At 50.7% G+C, this 18,454-nt stretch carries 18 protein-coding genes; 5 read left to right on the top strand and 13 right to left on the bottom strand.

Annotated elements, in window-relative coordinates; genetic code table 11:
* The 7 genes from ABFZ83_RS13950 to ABFZ83_RS13920 all read right to left on the bottom strand — a co-directional run bounded on the left by ABFZ83_RS13950 (position 1) and on the right by ABFZ83_RS13920 (position 6,568).
* Complete coding sequence (locus tag ABFZ83_RS13950; RefSeq protein WP_411817159.1) at positions 1-1,761, bottom strand: CtpF protein; 1,761 nt, start codon at positions 1,759-1,761, stop codon at positions 1-3.
* Between the two features lie 43 nt (positions 1,762-1,804).
* Complete coding sequence (locus ABFZ83_RS13945; RefSeq protein WP_411817158.1) at positions 1,805-2,488, bottom strand: CpaD family pilus assembly protein; 684 nt, start codon at positions 2,486-2,488, stop codon at positions 1,805-1,807.
* Positions 2,489-2,501: 13 nt separating this feature from the next.
* Entirely contained in the window at positions 2,502-3,989 is a 1,488-nt protein-coding gene (locus ABFZ83_RS13940) for a type II and III secretion system protein family protein (protein WP_411817157.1), read from the bottom strand.
* A gap of 25 nt (positions 3,990-4,014) precedes the next feature.
* Positions 4,015-4,767 (bottom strand): Flp pilus assembly protein CpaB, encoded by a 753-nt coding sequence (gene cpaB / locus ABFZ83_RS13935; RefSeq protein WP_411817156.1) that lies wholly within the window; start codon positions 4,765-4,767, stop codon positions 4,015-4,017.
* Between the two features lie 91 nt (positions 4,768-4,858).
* Entirely contained in the window at positions 4,859-5,365 is a 507-nt protein-coding gene (locus tag ABFZ83_RS13930) for a prepilin peptidase (RefSeq protein WP_411817155.1), read from the bottom strand.
* Positions 5,366-5,512: 147 nt separating this feature from the next.
* Positions 5,513-5,683, bottom strand: a complete 171-nt coding sequence (locus tag ABFZ83_RS13925; RefSeq protein ID WP_369313053.1) for a Flp family type IVb pilin — start codon at positions 5,681-5,683, stop codon at positions 5,513-5,515.
* A 162-nt stretch (positions 5,684-5,845) separates the two neighbouring features.
* Positions 5,846-6,568, bottom strand: coding sequence for a Crp/Fnr family transcriptional regulator (locus tag ABFZ83_RS13920; RefSeq protein ID WP_411817154.1), 723 nt, complete (start codon positions 6,566-6,568; stop codon positions 5,846-5,848).
* Between the two features lie 173 nt (positions 6,569-6,741).
* Here ABFZ83_RS13920 and ABFZ83_RS13915 point away from each other — a divergent pair, with 173 nt between their 5' ends.
* Positions 6,742-7,197 (top strand): pilus assembly protein N-terminal domain-containing protein, encoded by a 456-nt coding sequence (locus tag ABFZ83_RS13915; RefSeq protein WP_411817153.1) that lies wholly within the window; start codon positions 6,742-6,744, stop codon positions 7,195-7,197.
* Between the two features lie 39 nt (positions 7,198-7,236).
* Here the strand turns inward: ABFZ83_RS13915 and ABFZ83_RS13910 are convergent, their stop codons facing one another.
* Genes ABFZ83_RS13910 through pabB form a run of 4 tightly spaced genes read right to left on the bottom strand, consistent with a single transcriptional unit; the run spans position 7,237 to position 11,154 of the window.
* Entirely contained in the window at positions 7,237-8,391 is a 1,155-nt protein-coding gene (locus tag ABFZ83_RS13910; protein WP_411817152.1) for a hypothetical protein, read from the bottom strand.
* Entirely contained in the window at positions 8,388-9,245 is an 858-nt protein-coding gene (locus ABFZ83_RS13905; RefSeq protein ID WP_411817151.1) for an aminotransferase class IV, read from the bottom strand. The genes ABFZ83_RS13910 and ABFZ83_RS13905 overlap by 4 nt, the downstream gene beginning before the upstream one ends.
* Positions 9,245-9,820 (bottom strand): anthranilate synthase component II, encoded by a 576-nt coding sequence (locus ABFZ83_RS13900; protein ID WP_411817150.1) that lies wholly within the window; start codon positions 9,818-9,820, stop codon positions 9,245-9,247. The genes ABFZ83_RS13905 and ABFZ83_RS13900 overlap by 1 nt, the downstream gene beginning before the upstream one ends.
* On the bottom strand, positions 9,817-11,154 hold the full coding sequence (gene pabB / locus ABFZ83_RS13895) for an aminodeoxychorismate synthase component I (protein WP_411817149.1): 1,338 nt from the start codon (positions 11,152-11,154) through the stop codon (positions 9,817-9,819). Before pabB ends, ABFZ83_RS13900 begins: the two co-directional genes overlap by 4 nt.
* A 93-nt stretch (positions 11,155-11,247) precedes the next feature.
* On the opposite strand from pabB, the gene ABFZ83_RS13890 reads away from it, so the two are divergent.
* On the top strand, positions 11,248-12,372 hold the full coding sequence (locus ABFZ83_RS13890) for an AI-2E family transporter (RefSeq protein ID WP_411817148.1): 1,125 nt from the start codon (positions 11,248-11,250) through the stop codon (positions 12,370-12,372).
* Here ABFZ83_RS13890 and ABFZ83_RS13885 read toward each other — a convergent pair.
* Positions 12,369-13,313, bottom strand: a complete 945-nt coding sequence (locus ABFZ83_RS13885) for a hydrogen peroxide-inducible genes activator (RefSeq protein WP_411817147.1) — start codon at positions 13,311-13,313, stop codon at positions 12,369-12,371. The two genes, ABFZ83_RS13890 and ABFZ83_RS13885, sit on opposite strands and share 4 nt — an antisense overlap.
* A gap of 98 nt (positions 13,314-13,411) precedes the next feature.
* On the opposite strand from ABFZ83_RS13885, the gene ABFZ83_RS13880 reads away from it, so the two are divergent.
* From ABFZ83_RS13880 to ABFZ83_RS13870, 3 genes are all read left to right on the top strand, one after another.
* Positions 13,412-13,957 (top strand): peroxiredoxin, encoded by a 546-nt coding sequence (locus tag ABFZ83_RS13880; protein ID WP_411817146.1) that lies wholly within the window; start codon positions 13,412-13,414, stop codon positions 13,955-13,957.
* Between the two features lie 78 nt (positions 13,958-14,035).
* Entirely contained in the window at positions 14,036-14,566 is a 531-nt protein-coding gene (locus tag ABFZ83_RS13875; RefSeq protein ID WP_411817145.1) for a carboxymuconolactone decarboxylase family protein, read from the top strand.
* Positions 14,567-14,642: 76 nt separating this feature from the next.
* Positions 14,643-15,191: a hypothetical protein gene (locus ABFZ83_RS13870; RefSeq protein WP_411817144.1), complete on the top strand. Its 549-nt coding sequence runs from the start codon at positions 14,643-14,645 to the stop codon at positions 15,189-15,191.
* A gap of 88 nt (positions 15,192-15,279) precedes the next feature.
* Here ABFZ83_RS13870 and ABFZ83_RS13865 read toward each other — a convergent pair whose 3' ends face one another.
* Positions 15,280-18,279 (bottom strand): TonB-dependent receptor plug domain-containing protein, encoded by a 3,000-nt coding sequence (locus tag ABFZ83_RS13865; protein ID WP_411817143.1) that lies wholly within the window; start codon positions 18,277-18,279, stop codon positions 15,280-15,282.
* Positions 18,280-18,454 lie beyond the last annotated feature (175 nt).

The raw sequence follows: 18,454 nt of genomic DNA, 5'->3' as shown, positions 1-18,454 counted from the left end.
CTACCGTTTCTTTTTAAACATCCCAGCCAAGCTGAATTTCGGCTTTGCGATATTCGCTTCATTGCGGCCCAAAAGCTGAGCTGATAGATCGCGAATTGACTGAGCGGTTTTAGACTTTCCGTTCACCTCAGTGATAGGCGAAGCATTGGTCGCCGCCGCGCCAAAGAGCTGCGGATCCCAATTTATAACTTGTGCTGGCTTAATACCGACATGCTCTGCAAATTGCGCTGCCTGTACCGCCGAAGTTTTCGGGTCAAATTGATTGATGATAAGCGTGGGCGACGAGTCGTTCGGACGCGCAGCACCGAGGATATCAATCAAATTTTTGGTGTTCCGGAACGACGCCAAATCTGGTGTCGCGGTGATGACAATCTCATCGGCCGTCATCAGGATACGCTTCGCCCATGATGTCCAAATATGCGGAACGTCAACAACAATCGTCGGGGCCGTGCCGCGAACCACATCAAGGACCGTTTCAAAGGCTTGATCGTCGAGATCAAAATCACGATCGAGCATACTAGGTGCCGTAAACAGGCTCAATCGATCCGTATGTTTCTGTAACAGACGATCAAGTAGAACATCATCGAGACGTTCTGGCGAACCAAGCGCCTCAACCAGACCTGCGGATGCCTCTTCGTCAAAATCAAGGCTTACGGTTCCGAATGGCAAATCAAGATCCAGAATCACCGTATCGCTGTGGAATTCCTCAGCGGAACACCAGCCAACATTGTGAGCGAGGGTCGACGATCCCACGCCGCCGCGCGCGCCAACAAATGCCATCGTCTTACCGATAGGTGGTGCTGACGGATCGACATATAGATCGGCAATCGTCTTGATAATCTGAAGCGGCGACCGTGGACGCACGATATACTCGCTGACGCCTTGGCGAATAAGCTCGCGATAAAGAATAATATCGTTTACCCGGCCAATAATGATCACCTTTGTCGATGGATCACATACTTCGGCCAGTTCACCCAGCTTAGCGAAAATTTCTGCGCCGCCGACCATCGTTTCAAGGATGATCAGGTTCGGCGTCGAAGCGGATTGGAAATGGTCGATCGCCTTATTGATCCCACCCATGTGAATGGTGAGATGCGCCTTGGACAATCGACGGTCTACTGACGCTTTTTCCAAAAGAGTCGTCGTCTCTGGTGCTTCACAGAACGCATGTATAGAAATGCGCGGCACCGGGCGATGATCAATCTCTTCTTCGCCAAATTCTGCAACATCGAGTTCAGAAACAGGCTCGTCGAAGTTGGCGCTAGCAGCGCCTGCAGTCGTCGCCGCGACGAGTGCACCTTCAGTCTGTTCTTCTGCTAGGTCTTCGCTGACAGCTTCCGCAGCCTCGCTGACGTTGTCGCTTTCTTCAGCGACGTTGATTTCTTCTTGGGCTTCACCGAAGACATCATCGAAATCAAAGCTTTCTTCTGCTGTCCCCTCAACCGCTTCTTCGTCGACCTGTTCAACAGGTTCCTCGGCCACGGGTGCAACGTCACCTTCAGCGAATAACTCTTCGTCAGAGAAAATGTCGTCGCCGAAGTCTTCTTCTCCGAGCGCCGCGAGTTCTTCATCTGAGAGTTCTTCACTCAACCAGGCATCGTCGTCACCAAAAGCGTCAAGGTCTTCCTCAAAGCTCTGGTCACTATCCTCTGCGGGAACAGTCGCAACTGGACCACCGTCCGCACCAAGGCTGGCAGCGCTATCAGCGACGCCTTCCTCATCTTCTGTCGGCTGGTATGATGTTTCAGCAGCGTTTTTCATTCTCATCTCCCTCGAGCATCTCTACCTAGAGCGGGCTCAAACCTTAATTTCCGGACGTTTCAGCATCGATATTTGCATCGACTGCTGACGCCGTAACTTGACCTTCGCGATAAAGCTTAATCGCACGAACCACCGATTCCCCATCACGTGGGTCTTTATCTGCTGGCGCAATGAGATCGTGCGGATCAGCGATCATGGCCGCATAATTATTCATCGTCGCGCAACCCATATTCGGTGTACGTAGGTTCCGATATTCGCGCTCTTTCATGCCTTTCCAAATACCACATGGGCTAGCTGAGGCCACATAACGTGTGAAGGATAAAACGATCTCCTCACCATCACCGGAACCAGCACGATAGGTTGCGCCATGCATTGCCGACCAAGAAACACCTGAATCGTTCAAAACTTTACGAATATCGGCGGCGGTTTCATGTCCGTCATTGTCGTTGCCCGCACCGGACGGTGCCGTCACCGTGACAACGCCATGCCCATTTGTGAGATAGGAATCTGCGAATGCTTTAAGCCGCGCCTTATCTACATTTGACAGCTCTGATGTTGTTGAATCAACATTGATAGTAAGCGTAACAACCTGACTATCGACCGAAATCGGATGGCTCTCAGCAATCGTCATGCTGTGTTGCGGTCCATTAAACGGGCCGCCTGCGCAACCAACAACCAATAGAGAGGCCGCAGAAAGAAAAGCATATTTCATTGTTTTAGCATTCATGACTACGTTCCTCTTAATCCAGGATGAAACCCATTGGTCCTTGCAGTGACGCTTCGTTTACGCCAGACCCTGCGAGACCATAGGTCGAAACAATCTTACCGAGCAAAATAGTCTGTGCATCGCTGGCCGGGACGAACCCTTCTGCAGGGTCGAGTAACTCCGACTCATGCGTTGAGTTCACAAGATACGGCGTCACAATGATTACAAGCTCCGTCTCGTTGTTGGTATAATTCCGGCTACGGAACAGTTGACCCAGAACGGGCACGTCCTTAACACCCGGTACACCTTCAATCGTTGAACGCATGTCTTCTTGAAGAAGGCCCGCCATCACAAGGCTTCCACCAGATGGCATTTCAACGACCGTATTTGCGCGACGAACAGAAAGACCCGGAATTGAAAGACCGGCTGTGGTGGTCAAGTTACCATCATCATCGACGGTCGTGGCACCAGGCACAAAGAAAGCATTTTCTGTGGTGATCTCACTGACCTCAGTAGAAATTTTCAGGTTGATCCGCCCTTTGCTCAGCACCAGCGGCGAAAAGCCAAGACCGACACCAAACTCCTTAAATTCGATCGAGATAACGCCATCATCCTGACCAACCGGGACCGGGAACTCACCACCAGCAAGGAACCGCGCCGACTCGCCGGAGACCGCAGTTAGATTCGGTTCGGCCAAAATCCGCACAAGACCGTTCGATTCAAAGGCTTGAAATGATGCGTCTAGGTCGCGCAGCGTACCCGTAGGATTAGTTCGGTTACCTGCCAGTCCTAAACCGCCATTAGTGGCAATCGCATTCGCTGCCGCAAAGGTGAAGTTCGAATTGGATACCGATACCGAGCCATTAATTGACACACCAAGTTGTTTGAGCAACTGACGCTGCATTTCTACGATGCGGACCTTGAGCATCACCTGCTCTGGATCACGCACACGGATCATATTCACGACATTGTTTTCATTGCCGACGAAGCGTCCTGCCAGTTCTGAAGCATTTGCAGCTTCCGCAGCAGATTGAACGACACCGCGAAGAATCACATTGTCATTGACTGATTCAATTTCGATACGCGCGTCTGGTAGAACGCGGCCAATCAATTCACTCAACGCATCCATGTCACGCTCAACCTGAATTTCAAGATTGAGAATCTGGCGACCGCGAGAGTCAAAGAAAAATGCATTCGTCTGACCGGTTGAAAGGCCTAAGAGGTACACTCGACGCGGCGAGCGCACGACCGCCTCAACGACACCGGGCTGAGAGACCAAAACATCGGCCGCCGCATGCGGTAGCTCAACGATGGCCGCTTTATTCAGTGGCAGAATGATACTTTTCGAAACAGCGCTTTCGCCGCCCATATCAATACTGACAGGATATGCGCCGCGCTGGGCGAGCGCACTCTCTGTTGGTGAAAGCGTGGCAACACCTGCAAAAAGCGCAAGTGCCGCACCCATAACTGACTTGGCCACAACTTTCTCCATTGCTTTGAACGGATCCATAAGGACAGTCATATCAACCCCCTGGGATTTTTTATTCTTAAGAGCGCCCATAACGAATCACACTCACATTGGATGACCGGCGTTCACTTGCGACGAGATCACCTTCAGGTTTAAAAATACTGCGCAGAACCAGGCTTAACGAACCTGACGAACGCGCGGAAACGAATGTTTCAGCGTCGAGCGGCGCGAGCTCAAGCGTGACGTTCACGCTATCGATATGCGCTGTTTCTGTATTCTCAGCGTAAATCGTATTTACCGCGAGAACGCGGACGTCCTCAAACATGGTGCGTGCCAGCCCGCCATCACGGCTATCGCGACCGCCACCGGTAAAAAGAATATCGACCCGGTCACCTGGCAGGATAAAGCCTCCGGATGCGGTTTCTGGTGAAACACGCAAAGTGACTGCGCGCATTCCCGGTGAAATAATCGCCGCCATCAATCCAGACGATTCTGCGCGCGCAAGTTTTTGATTCACGATCGGTTCGCCATCGACAATTATCGAACGGGCAACCGCGTTGGCTAAGTCATCGCGTGCCTCTGGGTTTTCATCAGTGATAAATGTCGGGCGCACCGCTTTTTTCGGCCATGAAACCCATGACGTACTATCAAGCAACAGCCGTTCTCCACGCTGAATGTTTTTGTTGGCCACGAGAACGCGAACAGTTTCTTCTTTGACAGGCTCAACAATTTGTATCGGTGCCACGGTTTTGTTCTGACCCAACATCAGGACAAATGCCCCTGCCCCCGCAACGAGAGCGACCCCTAAAATAGCTATTCGACTTACGTTCATTTCGACCCTGCCTGACCTTTTGCGCTTTCCATACAGATCGCCGTTTATGTATGTTGCGACAAACTCCTCAAAACTCTGTTAACTGACCTTGTTAACCGCCAATGACCAATTGGAAGTATGGTGTTTGTGAAAAACTAAGAAGTGCACCGCCGCCAATCGCGACCGCATAGGGCAAATCTTTCTTGCGTTCGTGGAGGCGTATTAACCAAGGCGCATGGGCATAAACGGGCAAAATCGGCAATTTCCGAAACATGACCATTGCGATTGCCAGAGCGAGCCCAGAAAGCCCTGTATAGAATAAAAACATGCCAAATCCGCTCAACCCAACCCAGGGAGCCGTTGCGGCAAAGAGCTTCGCATCACCACCGCCGACAATTTTGAAAGCAAAAAGGCCAAAACTCACCACCAATGAACCCGCTCCGATCAACAGGCCTTCAAGAATAATTTGCGGGTGAGCACCAACAGCGAGACCAGCTGCGGGATAGGTACAGATCAGAATGATCGATATCCAATTTGGAATTTTGAATTCATAAATATCATTCGCGGCGGCAATTAATAAAGCCGCGGGGAATACTGATAGAAGTAGATAGGCGACCACTGTCCGTCTCCAGATAAATCAAACATTATCTATAGGGCCCGCGATCTTAATGTTCCGTTAGACATAAAGAAAAAAGGAGATCCATCGGATCTCCTTTTTCATCTCATAACGCTTCAGCGGCAAGATTACGCCGAGTAGCGCGTATTCTTAAGAAGCGTCCAGTTCAGTTTGAACGTCGCCGAATGTACCGCTAAGTGAAGTACCAACAGCTTTCACTGCGCCGATGATAGCAACAGCGATAAGGGCAGCAATCAGGCCATACTCGATAGCCGTTGCACCAGATTCGTCATTCTTAAAACGATTAATAAGAGTTTTCATTTGTCGACTCCTGCTTACTCTTTACTTGCACCGCTGAAGAAGGTCTCCCCTTCAGACATCGCCATATTGATCGGCATCGGTAAAAAATTCATGAACAGAATTTTTTATCTGTGTACTAATTATAGTTAATAATTATTTACCGTTTCAAAAACGGCGTTTTTCCTAGCGCGCGAGTGTATTTAGCCGAGAAATATCCTTAATTATTAGCCCTGGATAATCCCGTTCCGCTACGCCATCTTGTATCAATGATGCTACCGCGCCCGCCGCAACAGTTTCATCGACCTTCGCTATATCGGCAATTTCCCGGTGTTTTGGCATTTTTTCGATCCGCCAGATACCGGTCAGAACATCTCGCTCGACGCATTCTAATAAGGTCGCATAAATGCGTTGCTCATCTGCGATTTGTGTAGCCATGGCACCAAACCGCTTCGCCACAAGGTTCTCTGCTAGATAGGAAGCGATATTCCGCATCAGAGACGGACGTCCCGCAGCAAGTGACGAAAATTCGGCCGCATCGATTACAATAAGATCGGTTTGCTCCTCAGCCGTCACCGAGATTGTTTGGAATAATGCCTGATCCGGCTCTGCGATGGCGATTTCTAGACCAAAAACCCCTTGTGGTAACACGTCTTCAATCATCATGCCGCCGCCAATTGGGTCCGCAACAGAGACACGTAAGCCACCATTCAAGACGACGACGAATTCGCCGCCATCATACTGCCCCAAAGAAAAAACCGTTTGCCCCGCATCGTAATGGCGACGCTCACTTTGATCACGGAGCAATTCCAAAACGGCTGTAGGAAGGTCATGGAAAGGAGGAATTCGAGATAGTTTCTCGACAACGTCAAATTCCGCGGCAACGGGTTCAGCCAAAATCGCGCTCATAATTCTCTCCACCGGACGCTCTTCCGTATCAACGGAAATTTAAGCTCGAGTAAAATTTGTCTTACGAAATCATTGCAGGCAATGTGATTATTGAAACGAATCCTCTCCAGGCCTTTAAGCATTCTTTGACTCATATGGCCTAATGTCAGTTCAGGTTTATAGAGGATTATCAAATGCGCACTTTTGTCACCGCACTTGTTCTACTTACAGCATCGACACAGGTCGCTGCAGCCGAGCAATTATGGCTGACCATGGATCAGGTTCGCCCATACAAGCTTGAAAATCCCGCTCAAAGTATTGTTGTCGGCAATCCAGCGATTGCGGACGTCACCGTTCAGGACAACTCAAACGTACTTCTATTCGGTAAAGCGCCGGGGCTCACAAACATTTACATCTTTGATGAAAATGGTGAGGCCGCGAAAAATCTGATCATTCGTGTACGCACCCCAAGTGCGGATATGATGACAGTACACCGCGGCGTCGCGCGCACGACTTATAATTGTACGACGAATTGCGAAGCGACGGTTACCGTTGGCGATTCAGATGCGGTCTTCAATAATGTCGCCGCACAGGTCCAAAGCAAGTTTGGACAAGCCACTAGCCTTTCCAAGGGCGGTGAAGAAAACTAATCCCGCGCAAAAAGTGCCGATGAATTTCTCAGTCGGCACTCACGGGGCTTCAAAATTATAAATCTGCGGGCGTTCTTGCTGACGTAAGTTCGCCCTGCACCATGCATCAATTTCACGCGCTGTTTTCTCATTGGGTTGAACTTTATCTGCCAAGACAATATGCGCGACCAATCGACTTGCGCCATCACTCCGCCTTCCCACAACGATTTCGCATGATTTGATATGCGGGTGGGCACACATAGTGCTAGAAACGACATCCGGAAAAACATTGACCGCACCGATCTGAACGGCACCGTCACGGCGACCGGAAAGCGAAAAGCTACGCTCACCATCCCATTCCAGCATATCCATTGGCTCAACCCGCTCCTCCGAGGAATCGGGCATTATCCGCAACAGGTCGTCATCACATCGACGCCAATGATCGAACAGGATAAATGGCTCGCCGGGCGTATCGCGCCACCCAATCAATCCTGTTTCGGTTGAACCATAAAGTTCGCGCAAAACACCAAAGCCACTTTTCCGCATTTCAGCAGCGAGTTCGGGCGTCATCGGTTCGCCAAAACTGACGGCCATCGTGTTGTCCGGCGCTTTCAACTTTTCTTGCATCATGTAGCGCCACAATGTGGGTGTCGCCACAAGGACGTCCCCAAACAATAGGCTCTTCGACAATGCATCCGGTGTCATGCCGCGCGCGTCGACGGTTTCAACGCCCAAAAGGTTTGGCGTCAATATCGACAATTCAATTCCTATCAAACTGTGCGGGGCAACAAAAGACAACAAGCGCCGACGACCATAAAGGATATTCGCCGCAGCAGCCGCCTCTTGAAATATCGCATCTGCGCGGTGTTGATATGCCGTATCCTGATTACCACGAGCCGCCGGCTTAAACGAGAATGTATTTAATTTCATTCTCAGCGCATCTGACAGCATCCGTGCCCAGTCAGAAATTCGCTCAGCCGATTGGCTGGTTAAAAAATCCGGCGCAAACCCAAACAAGGTTGATGCGCGTTCTGCGCATGCGGTTTTTTCGGCAGCCGTTAATGCCATGCCGCCATTCTCAAGCTTGGTGTCTTGGGTCCAGGACGCAATCGTCAAAAAATCAATATGTCGATTAAATCGGCGCGCGAGCTCATCTGCTGCTGCTGCACCGATGACACGTGAAATTTGATCTTCCTGTAATACAAATGACTTCAATGGCCCGCTCGCATCTTTAAATCGTCACGTAATGCGTTTTCGTAGCATGATTTGAGCTTATCGAATATTTTTTGCGCTGACGCCGTCACTTCGCCAGATTTTATTGTCGCTAGCTGAAGGCCGATCAGGCTATTGGTCAAAATGATGACTGATTTTTTCAGTTCGTGTCTGTCTATTTCTGCCTCGACGACGGCCAATCCCGCATTATTGGCTGTCTGCAACAAGACATTCCGTACGATGCCGGAAAGCGCGCCCTCGCGCACCGGCGGCGTAACCACCTCTCCGTCTTCGCGAATGACGAAAACATTTGCCGCAGATGCACAGGCCACGCGCCCTGCATGATTGAGCATGATCGCATCATCCATTTTTGCGGCGCGCGCCTCTTCTCGGGCCAAAACATTATCAAGGTAATTTAACGTCTTGTAACGCGCGGAGATGCTGCGCTCTGCGCGGCTTGCACGAGCGACCATCAGCCTTTGAATCTCGCCTCCTGCCCCTTTATAGGGGCTTACCGTCACCAACAACGTCGGCTCATTCGCGTCTTCTGCGGAGAGCCCCCGCGCACCCACACCACGCGTTAGCGTAATTCTGCACGAGGCCGCTCCCTTTTTTGCCCCGTTGCGTTCAGCGAGATCGGTGATCGCTTTTGCGATCTCCGTCTCGGTGAACTTGACGTCAATTCCAAGCGCCGCAGCCCCAGCGGTTAGCCGCGCAATATGCGCACTAAAAAATGCAGGCTGACCATCACGCAACAGAATCGTTTCAAAAATTCCGTCGCCCAATAAAAACCCACGATCTGCGACATTGATCGATGTCGGATCATCAAGATATTGACCGTTAAAATAAATTGTCATTATTTCCCCACATATCCATGAACAAAGTTCTCTATTATTTTTCGCCCATGCGGGCTGAGCAATGACTCGGGGTGAAACTGCACCCCAACCCAAGGCCGCTCTTTATGCTCTACCGCCATGATTTCCCCTTCGCTACTCTTGGCGGTCACTTCCAGTCCGATTTCTTGTGCAGGCAGGACCGACACCAGTGAATGGTAGCGGCCCGCCATCATCGGAGAAGGGATTTCGTTAAATAACCCCGTTCCGTTATGATGAATTTCACTGGCCTCACCATGCAGCGGTCGAAGCGCCCGCTCGGTTCTACCGCCAAAATACTCGACTAAACATTGTTGACCTAAACAAACCCCCAGCAAAGGCGTGGTCGGGGCAATCGCGCTGAGCAAAGCCAGACATAATTTTGCGTCCGATGGACGCTTTGGCCCAGGGGATAGAACAATACCGGTCGGGGCCATGGCAATACATTCAGCGACGTTTACCGAATCATTTCGCACAGTAATTGTTTCTTGCCCAGTCTCGCGGATGTACCGCGCAAGATTATGAACGAATGAATCATAATTATCGACGACGAGTATCATCTCAAGCCTTTCGCCGTCTGCCCCAAACTGGCTAACATATTGCGCGCTTTATCAAGTGTTTCTTGATACTCAGACCGCGGTTCGGATCGCAACGTAACCCCGCCACCCACAGGAATTGATACAGATTCGCCGTATATCATCATGGTACGTATCGCCACGGAGAAGTCTGCTTTCCCGCAATCGGAATAATATCCGATTGCCCCGCAATACGGACCCCGTCCAACTTTCTCCATTCTCGCTATCGCGGCCATGGCCTCTACTTTTGGCGCACCCGTAATGGAGCCACACGGGAATAACGCTCTGAGAATATCTGAAAAATTGATTTCTGTACGCAATTTCCCGCTAATTTTCGAAACAAGATGAAACACGTTGGGCAGCGTCATCAGCTCGCAAATCTTATCCTCGTTGATCGAATAATCATCGCATATGCGCGATAGATCATTACGCATAAGATCCGCGATCATAATATTTTCAGCACGATCTTTCGGGTCGCTCTGGAGCGATGAAGCGAGCCCCCGATCTTCCTCATGCGTTTCACCACGAGGACGGGTGCCTTTTATGGGCTCGCAGGTAATTCTGTTGCTCTGCGGATCGATTTTAAAAAACCGTTCCGGCGATGTCGAAACTATTGCCGCATCGTTGAACTGCATGAACGCACCAAATCGCGCATTTGCGGTGTTTAATGCGGTTTTTGCGATTGAATACGCATCAACCACCATTTGCGATTGCCCAACAATGCGCTGCGATAAATTCATTTGGTAATAGTCGCCATCTAGAATGTTTTCGCGCACTGCTTCGACCGCTTGCAGATATTCGTCTTCTGAGAAATTCGATTCAAGCGCAAACGATGCCTGGGATTCTGTCGATGAGATTGTTTGGCGCTGCAGCAGGTCATGCAATTGTTCACATGCTGACCGTGTGCGCCCAATGACAAACCCTTTGCCGAGCCGTTGCGAAAACGCGAGTGCGGCATCATAGACGCCCAAACTGATATCCGGGAACGGATAACCATGCGATGGCAGTTTCAAACTTGGCTCGAAATAACCCGCAGTTTCATAGCCTATATACCCTAGAACGCCGCCGCAGAACGGGAAATTGTTTGAGCCAAAATCTCTATCGATCCGCCGCTGGCGAATAATATTGTCTAGCCGATCAAAGGATTCTGAGGAGGCGGTATCAATGATCTCAACCGGATTTGCCACAATCACCGACCAGCCATCATCTCCCGCCGACTGCCCGGAATGGAGCAAATGCGCATGCGGTTTGCCAACAAAAGGAGCGAAGGCCTCCTCTGGGTTTTGCCAGTCTATTTCGATCGAGATCATGTATGACATCTAGCCAAAACGCTCCCTGAGCGAAAGCAGTTCTTTGATGACTTGGGACACCACGTAAATTACCCTACTCATCAAGAAAACAGGAGATCTTTGATGCCTCATTCCGATGGACAAAGCGTGGCCAAGACATTTTACGGGCTAGCGATCGGGGTTCTTATCGGTTTTATCGCCTATGTCGGACGCGGCGTAATCATTCCTTTGGTCGTTGCGGGATTCCTTTGTTTTCTGATTTTTACCCTCAAAGAGAACATTCGCCGCGCGCCGGTTATTGGCCGCTTCATGCCCGATTGGGTTGGCTACATGATCGCGTTCTTGCTTATCGGGGGCGGAATGGTTCTGTTTGTGGAGATCATAAGATCAAATGTCGAAACCTTGCTGGAAACTTGGCCAAGCTATGAACAACGCTTGCGGGGATTGGCGAGCAACGCAATCGATTATTTCCGCGGAATTGACTTCCTGCCTCAGGATTTACTAGGCGGTGTTGAGCAAATTCAGCAGTCCGCTCTCGACCTGATCAAACCCGTTCTCTCGCAAGCTGCGGGGAGTTTGCGCTCGTTAAGTTCTAACTTCCTCACATTTATCACGGTATTTTTGTATTTGGTTTTCATGCTAATTGAACGGGGCCGTCTTCTTAAAAAGATCGGCCTTTTGGGCGCAGATGATCGGCAACGGCGCGTCATCAATGAAACCATTTCTGACATTGGCATTATGGTACGCCAATACATAACCGTAAAAACGATGTCGAACCTGATCACCGCGTCTATCAGCTATGTCATAATGTTGATTATTGGTGTCCAATTTGCTGGGTTCTGGGCATTATTGATTTTTGTGCTGAATTATATTCCAATTTTCGGAGCTGCATCAGCGATTACATTGCCAGTCCTTCTCTCGCTTGTTCAGCCTGATGGCGGCGGGATTCGCATGGCAACAATTGCCGCTATAAGCCTGATTGGGGCGGAGCAAATCATGAGTAACGGGATAGAGCCACGCCTTGTCGGCCGATCACTCAACCTCAGCCCTCTCGTTATTCTTTTTTCATTAGGCGTGTGGGGTTCGCTTTGGGGGTTCGCCGGATTACTGTTGAGCGTACCGATAACGGTAACCGTGATGATTGTTCTTTCCCAGTTCCATTCCACACGCGGTATCGCGATCATGATGTCTGACAATGGGAAGATCGCGGATATAAAACATGGCGAACTTGAACCGAAAACAGCTTAATTGGCGAGGGCCTCTTTCAAGGTTGCTGCCAACGCCATCGCTTCTTCCTTCCGGCCGGAACCATGACGCCACGCTACGCCGATACGCCGCGCTGGCGCTGGGTCTGAAAATGGAATCGTGACGAGATCTGCACCTTTTGCCAATCCTTCGCGCACCGCCATTTCCGGCAATAACGTTGCGCCCAATCCTGACCGCGCCATTTGAGCAAGCGTAAATAAGCTCGTCCCGCCAAACGCAGCGGCGGCGTCGCGGTCCCGTAACTCGCACGCGTCTATCGCATGATCGCGCAAACAATGGCCATCTTCGAGAAGCAGTAATTCGCACCCGTTCACATCTGTTCGCGAAACAGATTTCTTGTTCGCAAACGGATGATTTTCCGCACAAGCAAACCAGAATGGATCATCGCCAATTTCAATGATATCGACACCATGAATTTCATAGGGAAATGCCAAAACGGCAGCATCAATCAAACCTGCCGAGAGGCGCTCGGCTAAGGTCGCCGTCAGATCTTCACGTAGATAGAGATCGAGTTCGGGATAGGCCTTTTTTAAAAGCTTGGCCGCTCTGGGTAAAATGAATGGCGCTATGGTCGGAATGACCCCCAAAGTGAATGGTCCCTCCAATGGCCTGCGCCCACTTGCTGCCCGAACAAGGTCCTCGGCACCTGCCAGCAGCGCCGGCGCGCGCGATGCGACCTCCTCGCCCGCAGGAGTCAAAGCGAAAGCCCGGGTCGAGCGGTCAACGAGCTGCTGATCCATCAACGCTTCCATCTCTTTAATCGCGGAAGACAAAGTCGATTGTGAAACCAAACAGTCTTCTGCGGCTTTCGAAAACGAAGCGCGACGAACAAGCGCCATGAAAAATTGAAGCTGTCTAAGGGTCGGAAGTGGCGTCATCGCTGGCTCTCGCTCATTATCGGTAAATTCGATTATATAGAGCAATATAATCTATTTGATTAATTATCCAATGGGCCTATGTGTGTCTCATCGTTCCTTTGGGGCGAGAGAGTTCACTTAAATGAGATTAAAAGGAGACATGCATGTTAGGCGTCGGCGATAAACTTCCAGACTTTAAAGTTGTAGGCGTAAAACCAGGCTTCAATGCACACGAAGAAAACGGTGAGTCTGCGTTTGAAGACATCACGCAGGACAGCTTTTCAGGGAAGTGGAAAGTCATCTACTTCTACCCGAAAGACTTCACCTTCGTATGCCCAACAGAGATCGCAGAGTTCGGTCGTCTCGCAAAAGAATTCGAAGATCGCGATGCGGTCGTCATGGGCGGCAGCTCTGACAACGAGTTCTGTAAACTTGCATGGCGCCGCGATCACCCGGATCTAGACAAGCACCCGGCATATCAGTTCGCTGATACAACGGGTTCATTGATCGATGGTCTTGGCATCCGTGCACCTGAAGGTGTTGCGCTCCGTGCGACATTCGTGGTCGATCCACACAATGTCATCCAGCACGTCTATGTGAACGGTCTGAACGTTGGCCGTAACCCACAAGACACGCTCCGCGTTCTTGACGCGTTGCAAACGGACGAACTTTGCCCATGCAACCGTCCGATCGGTGGCGACACACTTTAGTGACGTAAAATTTGGGCGCGCGCGGTCAATAAAAGCGCCGCCGCGCCCTTTTTGTATCAACATTCGAGGAAATATATCATGAGCATCGACACCTTACGGGACCAGATCCCGGATTACGCAAAAGATATCCGTTTGAATCTTGGCACGCTTTCGTCGGAAACGACGTTAACGGATCAACAAAAATGGGGTTCATTTCTTGCGGCTGCGCTCGCGTCCGGCAATGCGACGGTAATCAAAGCAGTCAACGCCGAAGTCGCAGACAAGCTATCCCCAGAAGCACTGAACGCGGCAAAAGCGGCGGCTGCGATCATGGGCATGAACAATGTCTATTACCGTTCGATTCACCTCATGTCCGCAAAAGATTATGGCACGTTGCCTGCTAAACTACGCATGAATATTATCGGCAAGCCCGGGGTCGAAAAAGTAGACTTCGAACTTTGGTCGCTTGCAGTGTCTGCGGTCAATGGTTGCGGCATGTGCCTCGACTCTCACGAAAAAGTCGTTCGTGACGGCGGCCTATCTACAGAACAAGTTCAGACTGCGCTGAGAATCGCATCGACAGTTCATGCGGCGGCTGCAGTCCTCACTGGCGAAGAAGCGCTGGCATAACGCCCTCCCCCTAGCGCCATTCAATGGGCAGCGTTAAGCTGTCCATTGAACTGTTCATATGGGCTGGAGGCTTTTCATGAAACACCGTCTTCTTTGCGCAAGCGCGGCGCTAATCTCGCTGTCACTACCTGAAATTGCCTTTGCGCAAGACATGAATCCGATCGATTACTGCCGCGAGAATTCGGACGGTAAAAAAGAACGCATTGCCTGCCTGGAAGATGCTCTTCGCGGTTTTTTAGGCGAAACCGAGAGCGTTGCGGCGACACCGACCCAAGAACCATCAGAACAACCAGCCGAACAATTGGCCGAAGCGCCCGATGAACCGACCGGTCTTGGTGCGGAGCAAGTTATTGCAAGAAACAAGACCATCGCCGAAGTTGAAGAGAAACACCGCGAAAGCGATGTTGTGGCAACACTTTCCGATTTCGCAATCACGCGGTCCGGCACCTATGTATTCTTCTTGGATAACGGGCAAATCTGGAGACAGAAACCGGCGGATTCAAACCGCATTCGATTATCGAAAAAGCGTGATTACACAGTGAAAGTATCAAAGGGAACGCTTAGCGGCTATCGGCTAGAAATCGAAGCCTTACGCCGCTCGCTTTTGGTCGAACGAATTAAATAATTCATTTGCACCCAAACAGAAAAACGAAAACGAGACAAAAAAACGGCGGCCCTAGGGCCGCCGTTTCTCTAACTATCTAATTTGAAAATTAGAATGTTGCCTTGATGCTTACAGAGTAAACACGGCCAAGCACGTCATAGAGGCTTGGGAATGTGTTACCTGAGTTAAAGCTTGTTGTACCGGTGTCGTTACCGATGATTGGTGGGTTTTTGTCTGCGAGGTTTTTCACAAGACCACCGATACGGACGCTCTCAGTAACCTGATAGCCGACTGAAAGGTCGAAGTAATTATGAGCAGAGATGCGCTCAAAATCATCGAACAAGTCAGCAGGGTCACCAACAAAGTCCATAGCACCAATACGACGCCATAGGATTGAAGCCTCAAACGGACCATTTTCCCATGTACCGCGTGCTACTGAACGCCATGTTGGAACTGGGTCACAAACGTTCGAGTAACCACCGTTACAATCAACAACCGGTGAAGTCGGCGCTGACTGGAATTCGTTCTTCAGGTAGTAGTTACCGTTGAACGAGAATGACAGGTAACCCATGTCGCCAATGTCATATCCAGTGTTCAGGCCGAATTCCAAACCAGAAGCTTTGAAGTATTCAAGGTTCTGGATGAAGGCCGGAAGACCTGTACCAGCTGTAGTGATTAGACCACTTGCAGAGCGGACAATGCCCGCACAAGTTGCTGCATCACCTAGCGTGTAGCAGAGATCAAAAATTTCATCGCCAGCGAGTGTGTCGATGTAATCTGTGATGTTGATGTTGTAGTAGTCAACAGAGAACGTTGTTGCACCGAATGCTGAGCCAACGCTGCTCATGTCTGGCGTAAGAACGATACCAGCCGTCCGTGTACGGGCGGTTTCAGCACCAGGCAGCGCATCAGGGTTTGTACCCGTGAAGACGTTAACCTGACCAGAAACGATATCATTGATCAAACCAGTTTGACCGACTGGAACCCCAGTTGATTCGCAAAGCGCAACCAGATCCGGTGTAATTGGATTTGGGTTACCGCTTGAGCAAGGGTCGAAGTCAGCGTTGTCGAGGCCAGTTGTGATTGGCGAGCCAATCTCAGCAATGTTTGGCGCACGAACAGCTTTCTGCTCCATATAACGAAGACGGAGCGAAGGAGTGACCTGCCAGCTGATACCGGCTTTCCATGCGCTTGTGTCTTCGGTTGGAGAGAAGTCTGAGTAACGATAACCAGCTTCAATGCTGAGGTTTTCGAAGTATGGCTGACCTTCAACAACTGGGATAATGCCTTCAACGAAGCCTTCCCAAGTGCCGTAGCTTGCTGAGATCGGCAGGAGGTTACCACCTGCACCACCCTGACAGCTAACTGGTGGCAACTTCAAGCACTCATCAGGCTCGAGCGAACCAGTTTCTTCACGGTGCTCAAAACCAAGAGCGAGGTTAAGTGGGTTTTCTGCCCATGGTGATTTGAAGCCCTGAACTGGACCAGAAATCGAACCGTGAACAACCATTTGCGTCGCTGACTGTGTCTGGAACGCAATCGCTTGGTTGTACTGAGCAGCTGCATCGGAGATTGAGCCGAATGGACCAAACAGGTTGATCGGCACACAACCAGCAGTAACCGTACCGTCAGGCGTTTCGCACTGTGTTTCGCTTACAGTGTTCAGCGCAAGAGCGATATTGGCGACGTTGGTGTAACCGCCGCGAACAGTCGTACGGTCTGTTTCAGCATACTGGAATGACAGGTCGTAGTTCCAGTCAGGTGAAACCCAATCCAACGTACCGCGGAAACCAGTAACGATCTGGAAGAGATTGTTGTTGAAATCTTCCGACCGCGTACCAAGCTCAAGCGTACGACGACGAACAGGAACGATGATCGAGTCGCCAAGATCAAACATGCTGTTCATGTTCAGGTCTTGAACACCAGTCGTGGTGAACGTACCGGTACATGGCTCCGTCGCAGTCACAACACAGGTACTTCCTGCGATGCCTGGATCAAGCTTGCCATTCACATTGTCCAGGATCGCTTGCTGAGCCTGAGCAGAAAGGAATGGGTTCATGAGCGGGATTTCAAACTCGTTCCCAAACACACCTGATGGCGCAACCTGCTGGCGAACATTGACGCCGGCAAAAGTACCACGAGCATAGAACTCAACTGAATCGTTGATCTGGTAGTTACCGATTGCAGTAATACCAAAGCGCTCTTGAGGTGTCTGGTAATAGTTGAACGGGTTGAAGTTAAAGACCGAACAACGTGGGCCCAAAGTACCGTCCGCACGGAACTGAAGCGTTCCACCTGGAAGGTCGAGAGCACCCGGCATTGCAGTCGTTGAACCACCAACAGCAACTGAACCAGGAGAATCACACTCAGCAGGAGCAGGAACAACGTTACCGTCAGCACCAGCACCAGAAGCAGAGTCTACACCAACTAGGCCGTAAGGACGTGCACCGAGGAGTACGCCTGAACGGTCGGTGTAGTTAAGGCTCATGGTTACGTTACCACGGCCATCAGCAAAGTTCGCACCGAGAAGTGCGCTGATGTCGTATGTATCGCCGTCACCTTCTTCTGAAAGTGTGTAGTTTGCACCAAGCTCAACACCTTCGAAGTTTTTACGGGTTACGAAGTTAATCGCACCTGACATAGCGTCAGAACCGTAAACCGCAGAAGCACCACCAGTGATGATGTCAACGCGCTCGATCAGGTTAAGCGGAATGGTATTTACGTCAACGATACCGTTCTGGTTGTATGGAACGAGGCGCTTGCCGTCGATCATTACAAGTGAACGCTCTGGGCCAAGGCCGCGAAGGTCGATAGTCGCAGCACCGCCCGTACCGTTATTCACGTTCTGACCGTCACCTGGAATAGTGACAGGAAGATCGCGGAAAACGCGTTCGATATTTGGCTCGAATTTACGTGAAAGCTCTTCCTGGCCAACTGAATTGACCGGGCTTGCAGCCACGACATTCGGGTCCTGAATTCGCGTACCAGTAACGATAACGACATCATCGCCGTCAGCGTCCTGTGCGAATGCACCGGTTGCCGTTGCCGCAAAGGCCCCAGCAAGCACGGTTGTACAGAGCAAACGCTCTGCCAAACGTCTGTTTAGCATTATGGTATCCCTCCAACTTTCAACATGCGCCCATTTTTTTGGGCGCATGGGCGTCACAGCTAAAGAAGACACGCGGTTGGTCTCCACTCCGCACGCGCGTCATGTCCAGATTCTGGACATTGGCTGCAAGCTAAGTCCGCGCCAATGTTTTGGTCAACCGACAAACACTCCGCGC

Source organism: Hyphococcus formosus, assembly GCF_046736345.1.
Classification (GTDB): Bacteria; Pseudomonadota; Alphaproteobacteria; order Caulobacterales; family Parvularculaceae; genus Hyphococcus; species Hyphococcus formosus.
Note: the sequence above shows the minus strand (reverse complement) of the source record. Positions and strands in the feature narration are given on the sequence as shown.

What these genes read in the sequence shown, in the direction of transcription:
- ABFZ83_RS13950 (WP_411817159.1), bottom strand. Translation starts at nt 1,761, where the DNA reads ATGAAAAACGCTGCTGAAACATCATACCAGCCGACAGAAGATGAGGAA.
- ABFZ83_RS13945 (WP_411817158.1), bottom strand. Translation starts at nt 2,488, where the DNA reads ATGAATGCTAAAACAATGAAATATGCTTTTCTTTCTGCGGCCTCTCTA.
- ABFZ83_RS13940 (WP_411817157.1), bottom strand. Translation starts at nt 3,989, where the DNA reads ATGACTGTCCTTATGGATCCGTTCAAAGCAATGGAGAAAGTTGTGGCC.
- cpaB (WP_411817156.1), bottom strand. Translation starts at nt 4,767, where the DNA reads ATGAACGTAAGTCGAATAGCTATTTTAGGGGTCGCTCTCGTTGCGGGG.
- ABFZ83_RS13925 (WP_369313053.1), bottom strand. Translation starts at nt 5,683, where the DNA reads ATGAAAACTCTTATTAATCGTTTTAAGAATGACGAATCTGGTGCAACG.
- ABFZ83_RS13920 (WP_411817154.1), bottom strand. Translation starts at nt 6,568, where the DNA reads ATGAGCGCGATTTTGGCTGAACCCGTTGCCGCGGAATTTGACGTTGTC.
- ABFZ83_RS13915 (WP_411817153.1), top strand. Translation starts at nt 6,742, where the DNA reads ATGCGCACTTTTGTCACCGCACTTGTTCTACTTACAGCATCGACACAG.
- ABFZ83_RS13905 (WP_411817151.1), bottom strand. Translation starts at nt 9,245, where the DNA reads ATGACAATTTATTTTAACGGTCAATATCTTGATGATCCGACATCGATC.
- ABFZ83_RS13900 (WP_411817150.1), bottom strand. Translation starts at nt 9,820, where the DNA reads ATGATACTCGTCGTCGATAATTATGATTCATTCGTTCATAATCTTGCG.
- pabB (WP_411817149.1), bottom strand. Translation starts at nt 11,154, where the DNA reads ATGTCATACATGATCTCGATCGAAATAGACTGGCAAAACCCAGAGGAG.
- ABFZ83_RS13890 (WP_411817148.1), top strand. Translation starts at nt 11,248, where the DNA reads ATGCCTCATTCCGATGGACAAAGCGTGGCCAAGACATTTTACGGGCTA.
- ABFZ83_RS13880 (WP_411817146.1), top strand. Translation starts at nt 13,412, where the DNA reads ATGTTAGGCGTCGGCGATAAACTTCCAGACTTTAAAGTTGTAGGCGTA.
- ABFZ83_RS13875 (WP_411817145.1), top strand. Translation starts at nt 14,036, where the DNA reads ATGAGCATCGACACCTTACGGGACCAGATCCCGGATTACGCAAAAGAT.
- ABFZ83_RS13870 (WP_411817144.1), top strand. Translation starts at nt 14,643, where the DNA reads ATGAAACACCGTCTTCTTTGCGCAAGCGCGGCGCTAATCTCGCTGTCA.
- ABFZ83_RS13865 (WP_411817143.1), bottom strand. Translation starts at nt 18,279, where the DNA reads ATGCTAAACAGACGTTTGGCAGAGCGTTTGCTCTGTACAACCGTGCTT.